The sequence below is a fragment of the Flavobacterium flavigenum genome, from assembly GCF_027111255.2.
Lineage (GTDB): Bacteria > Bacteroidota > Bacteroidia > Flavobacteriales > Flavobacteriaceae > Flavobacterium > Flavobacterium flavigenum.
The window spans coordinates 342741-359634 of sequence record NZ_CP114285.2; the positions used below are offsets into that span (position 1 = coordinate 342741).

Below are 16894 nucleotides of genomic sequence, written 5' to 3' on the forward strand. Positions count from 1 at the left end.
ATTAATTCCAGAAAATCAATACTTCTATGATGTTCCGGATGCTATTTGTGAAGGTAGAGATTATTTAGATGTTTTCAGTAAATCTTTCCATCTTTTAGGTTCAGATATCAATTATTCTATTTTAAATATTGATGAAAAGGATGATAAGTACTTTATAGAAATGCAAATTGAAGATAAAATTTTTAACACTTACTTTAATAGACAAAGCCACTATATTGACAGTACAAGAATTACTATCGTATTAAATGAAATCCTGACACAAATAAAATACAATCCTTCAAAAAGGTTCTACCTGCTATCTACTTCATTCTGTGATTTTGATATTTTACTAGCTGACGAAAATACTTATCAAAAACTCAATGAAAATGGCTGCCTGGAATTTGATTATGAAAAGCATAAAATAAGTCCCGATGAAATTTCAATTATAAGGAAATACTCCGATTTAGATACAGAAATTGACAACATAGCATTTCATATAAAAGTTATAATTAAAAACGAGAAAGAGCTAAAAAAAGGCAATCAATATCATTTTGCTTATAAAACAAATTATACTTTTGATGAAGAAGGAATAACTGAGGTAAAGAAGAGACTTAAAGTCGAAATCGTGAAAATGGAATCCGGCTATGAAATTTTTTTCATTAAGTAAAATTTGATAGGCTTAATAATTATCTTCCAACTTTCCGGTTTTCCGCTCTCCGAAGTGTTCTTATAACATGCTGTGCGAAAGTCTCTGACCCCCTCTCCGAAGTGTTTCTCTTGAAAAGCTGCTCAAACGTCTCTGAATTTGCGTAATTTTTTTACAATTTTATAATTCAAAACCTCTCAAAGTCTCCCTACAATTCCTGAAAATAAAATGATGATGGCATTCTACCTTGCAGTACCTGAGGTGGAAAATGACAGAAGAGCGCTAAATACCTTTCATGGGATGAGAAGAGCAAAGAAGGAAGGAAGATAGAACAGGTTTACCATATGGCCTGCAGACGTGGATTTAAAAGAACAAAAACTAACATGTGGGGTTTAATACGTAATCCAATTTACTGCGGTAAAATTTTTATTCCCAAATATAAAGATGAAGAAAGCAGACTTGTAACAGGGCAGCATGAACCTCTAATTTCAGAAGGATTGTTTTATAATGTACAGGATATTTTAGACGGAAAATCAAGAATCTACAGACCAAAAATTCAAACTGTAGCAGAATTTCCCCTTAGAGGATTTATAGTTTGTCCTTTTTGTGATAAAAAGCTACAGGGAAGTAAATGTAAAGGAAGACATAAACACTATTATTACTATCATTGCGATGCACAGTGTAAGTTTCGAATCAATTCAGAAGTAGCTAATAAAATGTTTATTGATGAACTGAAAAAATATGAGCCAATACCTGAAGTTAAAAAATTATACAGCTCTATTTTGTATGAAACACATCGTGAACTAGCAGATAATGCCGGAGTACAAAAAAGAAGGCTTTTGGAACAGATTAAAGATTATGAACTTAGATTGAGCAAAGCCAGAGATTTACTTCTATCATCAAAGATCGAAGCCGATGATTATAAAATGATGAAGGAAGACTATAATTTACGAATTACAAACCTCGAAAGAGAATTATCATCGATCGTAAAAGACAAGCATAGTATTGAAAGTCTACTGGTAAAAGGGGTTGACAATCTTATAAAGCTAAATGAAACGTACATCAATAGAAATTTGTCTGATGCTAGAAGCCTAATTGGTTTGGTTTACCCTGAAAATTTCACAATTCGTGAAAATAAAATACAAACCGCTAGGGTTAATAAAATAATAGAGTCAATCTATCTGATTAATAGTGAGTTACGGCATAAAAAAACGGGACAAAAGATGATTTTTATCTTTTGTCCCGTAGAGTGACGGGGACAGGACAAATTACAACATCATTTTTGGATGATTTGAAGAAATTGGCGTACCATATGTAGTGTCTGTCTTTCATTGGCTTTATAAATTTGGTTTAGATGTCCTGTTGGGGATTGATGTAAAAATTATAAAAACTCAATTGATTCATTGCATGAAACTAGTATATAAATTTAAAAAATTTATGGAGGATTTTAAAAAATGTTTTAAGCTAAGGAAGGATTGTCTTTCTTTGGCTCCATGAATTACTTTATGCAATTTAGGTTTTGTGGTACAAAAGTAATCCCTTTTAGGTATTCGAATCTAAACTTCTTAGATCTTGATTTAGGTGTTTTTTATTCCACTGTATTTTTAGAATCATTATTTCAATAAAGAAGTAAAAACTATTTTTATTCAACTTTAGAAGAAAATCAATACTAATTCGACTTCTAGTTAGTGTTAGAACTTTATTTTTAATTTTCATGTTTTTTATTGAAAATCAAGTAGTTGTACTTGGTTTGATTCTGGATTTTATATTTACATTTACTTTGTGAACCAATAGATGTTTATATGCATTTATACATTTAGGCACTACTATTTTATTTTGTGATTTGTTCATATTTACTAATCTATAATATTTTATGTTATGCGTACACTACTATCAATGTTGCTTACCTCGGTTATTATTTTTTCAGCTTCAAGCCAGAATGTCAAAAAGAGTTGGCTTAAAGTTTTGGAAAATTGCGGCAAATCAGAAATAATGGGAAAAAATACTGTTTTTTTTGGGCCATCAAATAGCATAGGTCTTGGGAGTATTTGGAGAAAGACTGAAGACAAAGGTTATAATCCTAGATTTGAATTGGCTGCCCTATTTCAAGATTCTTTAATTCGAAATAGAATGATTAAACTAGGAACTAAGGCAGAAAAGTGCACAAATTCAAAAAATGTCAAATGGAATGCGAAAGTTAACTTAGCAATGCTAGGACCAATATTTGGACTTAACGGTCTAGACATAAGTTTAAGAAATGTAAGAAAAACAGTGGTTTCGGTCGATAACTTGGCTTTGGATTTACTTCTTGAAGTACCATTCGAACAGGCTATTAAAAATCTAGCGACTACGCAGCCTGAAAATCCATTTCTTCAAGATATTTTGTCTCATGATGGCAGATTGTTGGTTACAAAGGCTTATCGATTAAGCGCATTAACTGTTAAACTGACATATGATGCAAAGGACTTAGAAGCTTTGAAGGATAAGTATCCGACTGGGGCAACCATTAATCTGGGAGGCGAAAGCGGCCTAGGATTTGATGTGGGTTATAGTTCTGACAAAGAGATGATTTTGACTCTTTCTACAGATGTTTATATTGCGGGTGAACTCTCCAGGCTTTCAACCAACGGAACGATAAATCTCAATAATCAGAATGATTTAAAATTAGAATTGATACCTATTAAAGTTGAAGATGGAAATATAGTTGGCAAAATTGAGGGACTTCAAACTGTTGGAAAATGATACGGTTATTTTTGACGATAATATCTTTAATGTTTTTTTGCTTCGATAGTAAAGGTCAAAATAACAGGATAAAAATCAGTCAATGCGTTTCGGATACCACTTGTACTTCCGATCCAACTTACAAATATTTTGAAAAGGAGCAATTAGCTGCGTACTGTATTTCCGAGGAGGGACAAAAACAGCTTACTCTGCTCTTAGATAAAAGTTATCGGAACAAAGTTTTGGATCAGATAAAAATTATTATTGATTCACGCCCTAATTCAATTAATAATAATGGAAAGTCCCAGAAAACAAGTCGTGAGGTAGATGTACTAATAGATGCTGCTCAAAATGGCAATGTACCTACCTGTTATCAAGATCCGTTAATGTATTTTATGATTTATAATTATGTTTCAAAGATCGAAAATGCACGAAAAAAATTAAAACTACCTTTAAAAATCCCGCCTAAATTTGGTTCGTTGCCAACTCCTGAAATTAATGCTTATACTTACCCTGCGGATAATTCCAAAGATAGGGTTGAACCAAGAAATAGTATTATTGGTTTTAACACATTATTATTCATGTTTGCATACCAAATGCCAAAAGTAATTTTACCAACTCTAAATGTTTCTAAGTCGGATTGCACATCAAATATGATTGTTGTAGACTATTCTATGGAAGAAGCCTTACGTCAAATTCAAGGGAATCCCAATATAAAGATAAATTTTGCCATGGCTATCTTAGAATTCATGGGTTTATCTGAACATATTACAGAATCTTTAGACGCTAAATTTGATGCCGACCTTATGGGCTTTACTACTTCTATAGAATTATTTGCCGTTGCGCACGAATATGGACATCTAATAATGAAGCATGAACTATCAGGTATAAAACGTCTTAAATTAAGTACAAATACAAAAGATACTATCTCAAGTCTAGTAGGCACTAGATCTTGGCAGCAGGAACTCGAAGCCGATAAAATAGGAATTGAACTGTTAGTTCAGGTATTAAAGAATGACATAGCCACAACGAAAGATACGTTACTTCGTCAAGCTCTTGAGCTTAGGAGTATCTCCAATTTGTATAGTATTCTATTTTATTTTAAATGTATGGAAATTATTGAAGATGCAAATTTTATTAATGATAAGGGTGTGCTCCCAAAAGAAATTTTAACTAAGGAAAAAGAATATTTATTGTCTTTTGCGCAAGGTAAGTTTCGAGGCGATGATAAAAACTTTAAAAATAGTGGAGGATCTCATCCTCCAGCTTGGTTAAGATATGAATTAGCAAAGACGATTATTGAAAAGTTTGAAGCAAAAAATGCGAGCAAAGAGGCTAAGAGCTATAGCGCTATTGGCAAAGGGCTAGTAGAAAACGCTAACTTGCTTTGGAAACTTTGTATGCCAGTTTTCCCAGAACTTATAGCTACTATTAAGGAACACTCAAAAATAGACTGATCACTAGGCTTGTGTCAAAATTACGATAAACCAAAAGAGAAAAAAATCCTATATCCTTAACGGGATTTCGAACCATCGTTCAGCTTCGATCAATTCTCTGATAGCGCCAGTTTAAGACTGTTTATTTCAAACAGACTACGAATTTCTTGTGAAAAATTCGAACCAAAAATTTTAAGCTGTGAAGGCTTGAAAAACTTATATGTTTGTGCATAAAAAAAGAGACAACTATTGTATAGTTGTCTCCTTAAGTGCGACGGGACAAATTTCTATAAATTTTATGGAAGATTTGAAGAGATTGGCTTGCTGCATGTAGATGCTGTCTTCCATCGGCTTTGTAAATTTGGTTTAGATGTCCTCTTGGGGATTAATGTGTAAATTATAAAAACTAAATTTTTTTAGAGCAGTTAAGTAATATACAATTCTACATATATTATAGAGAATATGAAAAGATTGTTCTACTTAAAATAGAATTGTCTTTATTTAGCTTTATGAATTATTTTGTGTGATTTAATTTATGTGCTAACGAAAAATGTAGATAAAATTAAGGGGGGCATTTTTGTCCTTTATTCTTTTATAATTTGATATTTAAGTCAAAGGCAATATTTAAAATTACTCTAAACTTTTTGTGTATAAAAAAACATCAAGTCTATATCAAGTCGAGTAATATATTTAAATATGTTTGCTTCATCTTTTTAGTATTTTTTTTAACATTGTATACCTAAACAAATTTTGGAGTAAAGTTAATAGTCTCTGTTATGACTATCTTTTAAATGAACATGAATTTAATTAGCAAAGAGTTTGCTGATTTTTAAATTCATCCATTGTCAGATTTCCAAGTGCGGAATGTCTCCTCACTGTATTGTAAAAATTTTCAATATATTCATAAATTGATTTTGTGGCTTGTTTTCTATTTTTATATTTTTGACGGTATACTAATTCTGTTTTCAATGTTTTGAAAAAACTCTCTGCCACTGCATTATCGTAACAGTTTCCTTTCCTACTCATGCTGTGAATTGGCATATAAGCATGATTACAATTTTGACAATTGGAAAATCGTTTCTTAGAAAATTTTTATTTTTGTAACAAATAGTTAAATTTGGCTACTATATAATGTATTATGAATCCAATTCTGGAAGCGCTTATCAGCGGACCAAGTTTTTTTCTCGCATTTCTTATTTATGCAAATTTAAATAAGGTAAATATTAAAGCCAATCGCTGGCTCGGCACCTTTATTCTTTGTGTTTTTTTAATTCAGATCGATACGCTTATTCAAAAATCAAATTATTTTGCAGAAGGTTCATTTGTATTAGAAATTCTAAGTTTAACCAGTCTGATTGTTGCCCCTGTTTTTTATTTTAGTGTTGTTTATTATGTAGAGTCCGATAGAAAATGGAAAGCAGTAGATAATCTGCATTTTTTATTTGCAGTTGTAATACTGGTTTTAATCATTATTTCCCACTTCCTTGAAAATGATAAAATAAAAACAGCCGGTGATAAGAAAATTGAATATTATGCTGTATTCATTTTTCGTATTTTATTTTGTATAATGGTAGCTGCATATTGTATTGCCGCGTATATAAAAATTGATAAGTATCAAAAAAAGCTCTATTTATATTCTTCTAATATTGAGGCTGTAAACCTAAATTGGCTAAAGCAGATCAGTATCTGCGTATTAGTTTTGGCCTTTATTTGGCTGGCAGATATTTTATTTCAGTTATCCGATGCTTTTTTCTTGTATGATTATTTTTCAAGTTTGGTTAATTTTTTTGGAATTTGTTTCATTGCTTTTCATTCATTAAAACAAAAAGAAGTTTTTCCATTTAATAAGGAGCAGAAAAATGAAATTAATGCTGTAATCAGTGAAACTTCTATTGTAGATGACAGCAGAAAAAAACTAATCTCTGATGAAAAATTAATCGAAATGAAACTTTTGTTGACTGAATTAATGGAAAAAGAAAAACCATTTTTAGATTTTGAACTGAGCCTATTAAGACTTGCCTCGCTGTTAAATACGTCCCCACATTTACTTTCTTATATTATCAATACTGGATTTAATGAAAACTTCTATCAATTCATCAATAGATATAGAATTGAGCAGGCAAGGAAAATGATACTCGATCCTAAAATGGAGAATTTAAATCTAATCGGTATCGCTTACGAATCTGGATTTAATTCCAAAACTGTATTCAATACCGCCTTTAAGAAAATAACAAATCAAACCCCGTCAGAATTTAAAAAAGCATCAAATAAAATCTGATTTAAAAAAAAACATGTTCGGATTCATAAGTTAGAACTTTCTTTAAGCAGATAAACCAAACATTTGCCGGTAATTAACTTAAATAAAGAATCATGTTTAAAGCAAGTTCCAATCTTTTTAAAATCCTTTTAGTAATAGCGATTTTTTTCATTTCATGCTCAAAAGACGATGAAAATGCCGCAGGCTATTCTGAATCCTTTGTAAATTTAGCCACTCACAAATTAAGAGCCTACAACGTCAATATAAAATCAAAATATCTGGTTGTATTTGAATCTGGCTTAGGAGACGGACATGAATCGTGGATGTCTTCGGGAAAAAAATCCGAATTAGTTAGCCTTTCGTCAGCAGTCAATTCCGATATTTTAATTTACGACAGGGGAGGTTATGGTATGTCTGGTATTGATAATGAGCCAAGAAATATTAATACATTACGTCTTGAATTGGAGGCTGTGATTGCTCAATATGCAGACGGACGCAAAATTGTATTAATAGGACATTCATTAGGCGGCATGATAGTACGTGATTATGCCATAAAAAATCCCGATAAAACAGCCGCAATATTGTTTATAGATCCAATGCATGAGAAGTACAATAATCCAGAAGCAGGAAATATACTTTATGATGCAATGGTAAAAGCGTATGGTGTAAATTATGGGCCTACAAGAGAAACTAAAGAAATTGCTGTGGATATTGCGTATGGTGCTTCATTACCAGTTCTGCCTAATGTTCCTGTAGTTGTACTGACAAGTATGAAATTGGATAAAAACAATAATGCATCTGATGAAATCAATAAATTAAATAGAGAAAAATGGTTTCAGGCTCATGAAGAATTAGGAAGTGGTCTTACCGATTTTACACATATCGCCACAGTAAAATCGGGACATTATATCCATCATGACGAGCCTGAGCTAGTAAATTATAATATAAAATTTCTTCTTTCGAAATTACCTTAAGTTTTGCGGCAAAAAAGAAAGTAACTTCAGCTTAAAAACAACGGTTCTGCCGCATCTGGCAATAACTTTTGTCTTTAGAATTTTAAACCCATCAAAAGATGAATACTAAAGGTCACTGTTATCCAAAATATATAATTCTTCAGGAAGTATATTTCATACTAAGATTTACACTTATTACCGGGATGTTGAAGAGATCATGAAAATGCAAGGAATTCATGTTGATCATGCCGCGATTCAACGCTGGGTTAAGTTTACGCCTTTGCTTGAGACAGAGATGAAGAAGAGAAAAGACAGAGTAGAGACAATCTGGAGATTGGATGAGACTTATATCAAAGTAAAAGGTATTTGGTTCTATTTATATCGAGCAGTAGATAAATTAGGTGATAGGGTTGAATCTGCGATGCTGTCTTTTATGAGCTCTTCCCGCTATTCGTTCCAATCTTTTGTGCCGAACCCCGGCACAAAAGGATTTCACTACTATCGGGGCTAGGGCTGCTGAGGAGCCCGGCTCTTTAGACTAATAAAAATAAGCAAGGTTATAAAAAATAGCGCCAATTGTCTTCAATTGGCGCCATTTGGCTTGTTTGTGACGAGGACAGGACAAATTACAACATCATTTTTCGATGATTTGAAGAAATTGGCTTTTTACATGTAGTGTCTGTCTAACATTGGCTATGTAAATTTGGTTTAGATGTCTTGTTGGGGATTGATGCAAAAAATATAAAAACTCAATTGATTCATCGCTTTATAGAAAGAAGGACTTTTAGATGATTTTGTAAAAGAAATGCGGGGATCAATAATTGGGACTCACTGAAAAGAATACTATTGCAACACATTTCCAAGAGCCTTGAAATGAAAATTTTGAGACAAATTTGATAAAGTTATATCAGGTACTTCCTAAAATCAATCGGAAAAAATGGAATTGATGAATGTAAAAGCAGGTTGAAATGTTTAAATAATATTATGTTTGGAAGCAGCAGAGAGATTATAATATAATCAAATCGTTCTATGCTTTTGGCTTTAATCTTATAATAGCAAAATATAGTTTTTATTCTACGGTAATTAGCAGGATAAAAGCAAAATCAATTCAGAAATTAAATTATACTTTTACATTATAAGTAAATAACTCTCTATGAATAATATCAATGATAAATTGTATAAAATGCTTTGCGGGCATTTTACGGAAACGATAATTGTCAAATCAAAAAAATTAATTATTTCCGAAGGAGAGCGTTCTGAGAATTTTTATTATCTTAAAAAAGGAATACTGAGGGGATGGACAATTCATGACGGAAAAGAAATAACTTTTCAGTTTCAAGTAGAAAATCACTTTTTCTGCAGCATTGAAAGCTTCTGGTATAATAAAAACAGTTTATATTCCGTGGAGTCAATTACGGAATCAGAACTTTATTCAGTAAGGAGGGATGTTATGATTCCTTTACTTTCACAGAATCTTGAATTACTTACTTTATTTAACGAATATATTGTCCAGCGTCTGTTATCTTATCAAAAGCTGTTCATTGACCGCATTAAGGAAAAACCTGAAAAGAGATATTTAGAACTGCTTAAAACCTCGCCGGATTTGCTCCTTACAGTGCCTCAGCATTATATTGCATCTTATCTGGGGGTGACCGCAGTTTCATTAAGTAGAATCAGGACCCGCCGCTGATTTCTTAACAATTGTTAACGTCTATTAAATCCCTAATAAGCATCTTTGTTACTCATTAAAAACTTATAAAATGGAAAAATTAATAAAGGACATGTTTAAAGACGTCATTGAAAGTAATCATTACGATGAAACAGTAATTAAAAAGTATTTTTCAGAAAACTACCTTCAATTAGTAGATAATAAATCTCTTGATTTCAGCCAGTTTAATAAACATATGGCAAAGATTAATGAAATAACATCTTCGATTACCGTTGACTTAGTGAGCTATGCTTCTGGAGCTGAATCTATATTTACTAAGCACATAGTGTCGTCAAATTTTAGCGATGGCACCCACACTAGACATAAAGTTTTTGCGGAATTTAAAATCATTGATCAGAAAATTACGTATTGTGATGAACTTACTTTTTTGATTGAGGGACCGCAGGCAGCTTCAGATATGGGATCCATTATGTAAGATCTGAAATTCCGATTACCGTAAACAAAATTATTAATTTTTGTTTATAATTAAGGTTATGAGTTATGATATCAATAAATTTATCATGACTTAAAAGATGCTGATTCAGAACTGAATCAGCATCTTTTTTTTGTACATTTCATCAGCGTTAATAATTGTCTCAATTCTTGCGTTGAGTGTGTTTTTTCTGAAGTCTTTATCTTTCGCCCATATAGGAAGCAGGCCCCACGTATAATTGGTGGTTACAAGATCCGGCCTGATATCCAGTATCACCGGAAGGTTGGGATAGGCAAAACCATTTATGAATTCTGTCTGCAGGAATGTTTCCTCATTATCAATTTCAATATGAAATCTTTTTTTTACCTGGTCTATAGTTGACATGTGCTGGGTATAATAACACATAAGGTATAATTTAGTTTCTTTAAAATTTCCGGTTTTAAAACAGGCCTCTTTCAATGGTATGCTTCTGCGACTTTCTATCAAATTTATGAAAATATAAATTAAAGGGCTATATAGCAGTACACTATAAATGTTATAAAGTTATCATGTTTTCATTTTATGCCTTGGCAGATTGATTTCATGCTCCTGCGGATAGGGAAGCCTTTCGGTCGTGCTGACATCTTCACGGATAAGCTCCTGTGTCCTGTACTGGTCTTTGGCATCCATATAACGGGGATCAGGGACAAAAGGCATTTTTGCCATTTTGTGAATTGTAATGGTGGGGAAGTGATAGTCAATTTCGACTGTACCGAGCAATAAATAACAGCCGCCTCCTTTAAAAGGATACTCCACAAGGGAATCGGGAAAATGGGCCGTATCAAAATAAGCGCCTTCATCATCGATCCAGGTGCCGAAATACATATTGCCTTTTTTGGTCGGGACCTGTTTGGTCGAAATCAAATAGGCCAGCATCCGCACCTGCTTTTTATGGCAGGAGGGAAGATTCCTTACCTTGATGTCTCCCCGGTGTTTTGTTTCAAGAAGGTCAAATACCGTGCAGGAGACCGGAAAGCTCAGCAGCTCGATTTCATCAAAGGCATCCTCGAATACGGACCTTTCAAGAGTGGGGAGCTTGTATTCCTTTACCGGTTCCTGAAGCAGCATGAGTCCCCGGTTTTCCGGCTTGAAATTATTTAAAAGCAGGCTTGCAATTACAAGGAGCTGGTTTTTTGTTTTTCCGGTGAAACGGAAAGCGCCGATGAAAATCAGGATCTTTACGCTTTCTATTCCCATAGGGATACGGTTAATAAAATCCTCCAGGGAGCTAAAATCCCCATTTCTGCTGCGTTCAGATTCTATAAACTGCGCCATTTTGGAGTCCAGGCTCATCAGGTGCATAAAGCCGAGGTACACATCGTTTCCATAAAGGGTGGTCTCAAAAGTACTTTTGTTCACGCATGGATTATGGATCAGGGCGCCTGCCATCCTTGCTTCGTGCACATAGATTTCCAGTCTGTAAAAACCGCCCTGGTTGTTAATGACCGCGACCATGAATTCAATTGGGTAGTGAACTTTTAAGTAAAGGCTTTGGTAGCTTTCAACCGCGTAGGAAGCAGAGTGCGCCTTACAGAAGGAGTAACCGGCAAAGGACTCGATCTGGCGGTATATTTCCTCGCTGAGATGGCGGGGATGACCCTTTTTTTCGCAACAGGCAAAGAAATTATCCTTTACTTTCTGCAGCGCCGTCTTGGAGCGACCTTTTCCTGACATGGCGCGGCGCAGGATGTCACCGTCCGCGGCGGGCAGCCCGCCGTAATGAAGGGCGATTTTGATCACGTCCTCCTGATATACCATAATGCCGTACGTTTCCCCAAGCTGCTGCTGGAATACGGGATGGAAGTATTCAAATTTAGAGGGGTGGTTATGACGGAAAATGTATTCTTTCATCATTCCGGACTGTGCCACGCCAGGACGTATGATCGAGGAAGCGGCAACGAGTGTTTTATAATTATCGCATTTTAGTCTTCTTAGCAGTCCTCGCATGGCAGGGCTCTCAATGTAAAAGCACCCGATAGTCTTTCCCTGTGCCAGATAGGAATTAGCAGCAACTTCATTTTTCGATATGGAAGTATCACGGATATTGATCCGGATCCCCCTGTTTTTTTCTATTAGTTTCACGCTCTCGTCAATATGCCCGATACCGCGCTGGCTCAGGATATCAAATTTTTCAAATCCAATATCTTCTGCCACGTGCATATCAAACAGTGCAATAGGAAATCCTTTAGGCGGCATCTCCAGCGGCGTGTAATTGGTGATGGGCTCCTGGGAAATCAAAATACCGCAGGAATGCATGCTTCTCTGGTTGGGGTATTTCTCGAGCATCATTCCGTATTCCTGCACGAATTTCACTATTGAGTTGGGCTCATGGAATTTCATCGGGTTTTTAGCCAGCACATCGAGTTCCTCTTTGGGAAGGCCGAATACTTTTCCGACTTCCCTGAAAATAGAGCGGTATTTGAATTCTACATTGGTACCGCAAAAGGCCACATGTTCGTAAGTATAGCGGTTAAAGATATATTCCAGGATCACATCGCGTTCCTTCCAGCTCCAGTCGATATCGAAATCGGGAGGGCTTTTGCGGTTTTCATTTAAAAAACGCTCAAAATACAGATCCAGTTCAATTGGACAGATGTCGGTGATGCCCAGACAATAGGCCACAATGCTATTGGCACCGCTTCCCCTGCCGATATGCAGAAAGCCCTGGCTGTTGCTGAAACGGATAATATCCCAGGTGATCAGAAAGTAGCCGCTGAATTCCAGCTGGCCGATTACTTTCAATTCTTTTTCCATACGCTCCCTTGCGCGAATGTTTTTTGTTCCGTAACGCCATACAAGTCCCTGTTTGGCCAGGGAGGTCAGCAGGTCTATGTCGCTTTTTTTGCTATTGGTATAGTATTTTTTATTTTTCGGCGTCTGGAAATCATAGGTAAAATTACAGTCTTCTATAATTTTTTGTGTGTTTTCAATAATGTGGGGATAGTGTTCATAAAAGTTCAAAAGTTCCCCTAGAGGAATCATTTTATCTGACTTTGCGCACGTATCTGAAGGAGCCAGCCTTGAGAGTATTACATTGCGGTCAATGGCACAAAGTATCCTGTGCAGATTGTATTCCTTTTTAGTTCGGAAAGTTACGGGCTGGAGAATGACCATTTTATCCGGTCAATTGTATCTATTTGGTAAACAATAGATTACGGGTAAAAAAAAACGGGACAAAAGATGATATTTTTCTTTTGTCCCGAGTAGTGACCTCGACTGGATTCAAACCAGTAACCTTCTGAGCCGTAATCAGATGCGCTATTCAGTTGCGCCACGAGGCCTAATTTTCTCATTAAGCTTATTTTTTGTAGCTTTGATGAGCGTTGTTTGCGGGTGCAAATATAGGGATAAATGTTAGATATACAAGCAAAAAAATACATAAAAATAAAAAAAAATGAACTTGAAAAATTATATACGTGATATTCAGGGTTTTCCTAAAGAAGAAATTTTATTTAAAGATATTACTCCACTATTAAATGATCCTCTGGCTAGAGAATATTGCCTTAGAGTTTTACTAAATTCTTTAGGTGAACAGAAAATTGATAAAGTAGTAGGGGCAGAAAGCAGGGGCTTTTTATTCGGAATGTTATTAGCAGACCGGTTAAATGCAGGTTTTGTTCCTGTTCGAAAACCTAAAAAACTTCCATTTAAAACTATTTCAGCATCCTACGACTCAGAATATGGTACAGATTCATTAGAAATTCACGTAGATGCAATTCAAAAAGGAGATAAAGTTTTAATCCACGATGATGTCCTGGCAACAGGTGGGACTGCTAAAGCACTTGCTCATTTAGTAAATAAACTCGGAGGTGATATTGTTCAGTTTAATTTTTTAATGGAACTTTCTTTTCTTAACGGAAGAGATAAGATAAAGAAATATCCCATATTTACTGCTATTAACTATTAATTGATTATATCGATCAAATTTTTAAGGACTGACTTGTTTAATTCCTAATCTTGATTTTAGCTTTAAAAACAGTAGAGAGATTTTATATGCGTCTTCTGCTGAAGAATTTCTGTCGCTTTTTGGCATCTTATATATTTCGCACAAATCATTCAGAGAAAATTGCTTGTCATTAATATCATGCAATTTTCGATACATAACATCAATATCCAGTGCTTCGTTTTTTAATCTTCCGCAACCCAGTCTCTCCAATGCTGCATTTATCATTTCAATATCAAAGTTAACATGATGACCAACTAAAACAGCATTCCCCAGATAAACTATAAAAGTTTCAAGTGCATCATTTTCCTGAAGTTTAGTCATTTTACTTTCAATTATAAATTCGTTGGATAAGCCATTATCATGCAAATATTTATATTGCAGCAGAACCGCTTCGAAATTATCTTTAATTATAATACTGTCATCAACAATTGCAAAAGCCCCTAATGATAAAATAACATCTTTTACGGGATTAAGTCCTGAAGTTTCTGTTGATATAACTACAAATCTATTGGGTTTAGTCTCAAATTTACCAAGGTAGTTTTTCCAAAAATCAGGATATTCTTTATTAATATTTTTCAGCCAGTCCAGCATATTATGAAAATTGTGTAAGTTGAAATTTACTTTTAATTAATTCCTCCAAATCCCGCATTGGAGCTAATGCATTCTTTAGTTTTTCTCTATCCGTCTTAGATAATTCTTTTATATTTATATATTGGCCAGAGTCATCATTTTTTAACCCTTCAATTGTTCTGAATTTTAATAATGTCAAAAAAGCTTCGGCACAGCTAAGATATATTTCAGCATTTTTAGAATCCGAAATAGCAAGTTGTTTAAATCTTAAGTAAGTGTTATTTATCCCCTTAATATTAGAACTTAGAATTAAGAGTCTTGCAGAATCGATTAAAGGCATTAATGCTCTCGTTTTAATATCAAATTTCATTTTATGAGGACCTTCTTCTTCTAATATGAACTTTTTGAAAAAACTTAATGGGGAATTCTTTTTTAAAGCATCGTTTCCTAAAAAATCAAAAAATAAAGTGTTATTGATTGCATTTTTAAAAATGACGTTTTCAATTGCTTCTTCAATTTTTGGCTCACCAAAAACAATCTCATAATCAAAGAAAATACTACTCAAATCATTGCTGTTTTCACCTGGAGTATTCATCCAACTGTTATATTGTTTTATCCAGTCTGTCAATGATTTACACCAAAGCATATTGCTTCCCATATGGCCATTTGGACAAAATTCATAGCCCACCTTTTCCAGTAAAGAGGTAGTTCTTTTAGCTAATCTTAAAAAGTAATCCTTTACCTCTCTGTATTTTTCCGGTGTGACATCTTCAAAAATTAATATACTGTCCTGATCTGTAAGCAAAAGCTGTTCTTTCCTTCCCTGGCTTCCAATGCTTAGCCATGCAAAACGGGCAGGAGGGGAGCCCAGATCTAAAATCGTTAATTCAACTGCACGTTTTATTAATGCAAGATTAATTTCACTAGCAATATTGCATACGTGTGAAATAGGAATGTTTTTTTGAATTGAATTCTGAATTAAATCGGATAATCTGTCTCTGATCTGTTTTAAATCTTTTGGTAATTGTGATCTCTTGATTTCTTTAAGCAAAACTCCAGGATTGCTGGCTTGGGCAACCACTAAATCATGTTCAGAAATAATCCCTTTAACAACCGATTTATTAGTTCCATCTTTAGTGACACACAAATGCGTTACATTATGCTTTAGCATTAATAATTGCGCTTCTGCTAAGGATACGTTTTCAATAACGGTTACGACAGGAGAAGACATAATTTTGTCTATGGTTTCTGTGATTGGATAACGTCCTGTGGCTATTTTTGAGGATAAATCAGAATCGGTCAAAATACCTATAGGATTGTTGTTTTCGCAAACAACAATATTATCAACCATTGAATCAGTCATTAAAATAGCGACATCTTTTACGATTTTGTCAGCTGTGGTTGTGAGTGGTGAATTATTATAGGTAAGTGACTGAATATATTGCAGTTCTGATTGTGTATCTGAATAAAATCCGTTGTCGGGCATTAATTTGTTTGATGAATTCACATTGTCTTTTGTATGACGTGAATTAATTGCAAAACTTTCTAATAAGAAGTTTAGAACATCTGAATTATTTGCTACAAATGGTCTGAAAACAGCAATAGGAATAGCATAAACAATACTTTCCTCACGTGCTTTAGCAGTCATCATATAATTGTTTTTTGCAAAAAAAGGGCGTAAACCAAAAATATCACCCTCATGACATTTGTTTATGATGGTTTCTTCAGCATCAGCAATGGTTGTAAGATTGATGATACCGGATCCTACAACATAAAAGCTGTCATGGAGTATATCATTGTTTTGAAATAACACAGCGTGTTTTTCTAAATTTATTACACGTATATTGGTAGCAATATTAAAAAGTTCCTGAAATGTCAAATTATTAAATGGCGGATATTCTTTTAAAAAATCCGCTATATGTTCAGCAATTGTATTCATAGTAAGTTTAATATAGTCGTTTGTAAAAATAATAAAATAATAAATCACTTTATGATATTCTTACAACTAAACGGAGGATTTGAATAATTATTGATTTTTTATATTTTTTTTGATTAAATGAATGAATTTTTTATTGTATTTATTTGATTATCTTTTATTTATGATTGCCGTTTGATTCTCGATTTTATCATAATTAATCTTGTTATGCGAACTTAAAATAGAATATAAACAAAATAACGGAAACTTTATATTTTACATAATATAAAT

Annotated in this window: 13 protein-coding genes, 1 tRNA gene and 2 pseudogenes; 10 read left to right on the plus strand and 6 right to left on the minus strand. The window is 33.8% G+C overall.

What is annotated here, in order from left to right; translation table 11 throughout:
* Positions 1-160 precede the first annotated feature (160 nt).
* The 4 genes from OZP09_RS01140 to OZP09_RS01155 all read left to right on the plus strand — a co-directional run bounded on the left by OZP09_RS01140 (position 161) and on the right by OZP09_RS01155 (position 4803).
* Complete coding sequence (locus OZP09_RS01140; RefSeq protein WP_281310132.1) at positions 161-646, plus strand: hypothetical protein; 486 nt, start codon at positions 161-163, stop codon at positions 644-646.
* A gap of 323 nt (positions 647-969) precedes the next feature.
* On the plus strand, positions 970-1878 hold the full coding sequence (locus tag OZP09_RS01145) for a recombinase family protein (protein ID WP_432419444.1): 909 nt from the start codon (positions 970-972) through the stop codon (positions 1876-1878).
* A 625-nt stretch (positions 1879-2503) separates the two neighbouring features.
* Positions 2504-3367, plus strand: coding sequence for a hypothetical protein (locus tag OZP09_RS01150; protein WP_281310133.1), 864 nt, complete (start codon positions 2504-2506; stop codon positions 3365-3367).
* Positions 3364-4803 (plus strand): M48 family metalloprotease, encoded by a 1440-nt coding sequence (locus OZP09_RS01155; protein WP_269236100.1) that lies wholly within the window; start codon positions 3364-3366, stop codon positions 4801-4803. The genes OZP09_RS01150 and OZP09_RS01155 overlap by 4 nt, the downstream gene beginning before the upstream one ends.
* 786 nt (positions 4804-5589) lie before the next feature.
* Here the strand turns inward: OZP09_RS01155 and OZP09_RS01160 are convergent.
* Positions 5590-5811 (minus strand): annotated as a pseudogene (locus tag OZP09_RS01160) (integrase core domain-containing protein); the annotation flags it as partial.
* 109 nt (positions 5812-5920) lie between these two features.
* Between OZP09_RS01160 and OZP09_RS01165 the strand changes: the two are divergent.
* The 5 genes from OZP09_RS01165 to OZP09_RS01185 all read left to right on the plus strand — a co-directional run bounded on the left by OZP09_RS01165 (position 5921) and on the right by OZP09_RS01185 (position 10136).
* Positions 5921-7060, plus strand: coding sequence for a helix-turn-helix domain-containing protein (locus tag OZP09_RS01165; protein ID WP_269236101.1), 1140 nt, complete (start codon positions 5921-5923; stop codon positions 7058-7060).
* A gap of 92 nt (positions 7061-7152) precedes the next feature.
* Positions 7153-8013, plus strand: a complete 861-nt coding sequence (locus OZP09_RS01170; protein WP_269236102.1) for an alpha/beta fold hydrolase — start codon at positions 7153-7155, stop codon at positions 8011-8013.
* Between the two features lie 196 nt (positions 8014-8209).
* On the plus strand, positions 8210-8503 hold the full coding sequence (locus OZP09_RS01175; RefSeq protein WP_269236103.1) for a DDE-type integrase/transposase/recombinase: 294 nt from the start codon (positions 8210-8212) through the stop codon (positions 8501-8503).
* 642 nt (positions 8504-9145) lie between these two features.
* Complete coding sequence (locus OZP09_RS01180; protein WP_269236104.1) at positions 9146-9682, plus strand: Crp/Fnr family transcriptional regulator; 537 nt, start codon at positions 9146-9148, stop codon at positions 9680-9682.
* A gap of 70 nt (positions 9683-9752) precedes the next feature.
* The gene (locus OZP09_RS01185; RefSeq protein WP_269236105.1) at positions 9753-10136 is read left to right on the plus strand and encodes a hypothetical protein; all 384 of its coding nucleotides are present in this window, start codon (positions 9753-9755) and stop codon (positions 10134-10136) included.
* 105 nt (positions 10137-10241) lie between these two features.
* Here OZP09_RS01185 and OZP09_RS01190 read toward each other — a convergent pair whose 3' ends face one another.
* The 3 genes and pseudogenes from OZP09_RS01190 to OZP09_RS01200 all read right to left on the minus strand — a co-directional run bounded on the left by OZP09_RS01190 (position 10242) and on the right by OZP09_RS01200 (position 13453).
* Complete coding sequence (locus tag OZP09_RS01190) at positions 10242-10538, minus strand: SOS response-associated peptidase family protein (protein WP_281310134.1); 297 nt, start codon at positions 10536-10538, stop codon at positions 10242-10244.
* Positions 10539-10679: 141 nt separating this feature from the next.
* A pseudogene (gene dnaE, locus OZP09_RS01195) lies at positions 10680-13289 on the minus strand (DNA polymerase III subunit alpha); the annotation flags it as partial.
* Between the two features lie 90 nt (positions 13290-13379).
* Positions 13380-13453 (minus strand) — tRNA-Arg (locus OZP09_RS01200).
* Between the two features lie 113 nt (positions 13454-13566).
* On the opposite strand from OZP09_RS01200, the gene OZP09_RS01205 reads away from it, so the two are divergent.
* The gene (locus OZP09_RS01205) at positions 13567-14079 is read left to right on the plus strand and encodes an adenine phosphoribosyltransferase (protein ID WP_269236106.1); all 513 of its coding nucleotides are present in this window, start codon (positions 13567-13569) and stop codon (positions 14077-14079) included.
* Between the two features lie 21 nt (positions 14080-14100).
* Here the strand turns inward: OZP09_RS01205 and OZP09_RS01210 are convergent, their stop codons facing one another.
* The gene (locus tag OZP09_RS01210) at positions 14101-14709 is read right to left on the minus strand and encodes a 3'-5' exonuclease (RefSeq protein WP_269236107.1); all 609 of its coding nucleotides are present in this window, start codon (positions 14707-14709) and stop codon (positions 14101-14103) included.
* A gap of 1 nt (position 14710) precedes the next feature.
* Positions 14711-16627 carry a DUF294 nucleotidyltransferase-like domain-containing protein gene (locus OZP09_RS01215; RefSeq protein WP_269236108.1) on the minus strand — a complete coding sequence of 639 codons (1917 nt, stop codon included), beginning with the start codon at positions 16625-16627 and terminating at the stop codon, positions 14711-14713.
* Positions 16628-16894 lie beyond the last annotated feature (267 nt).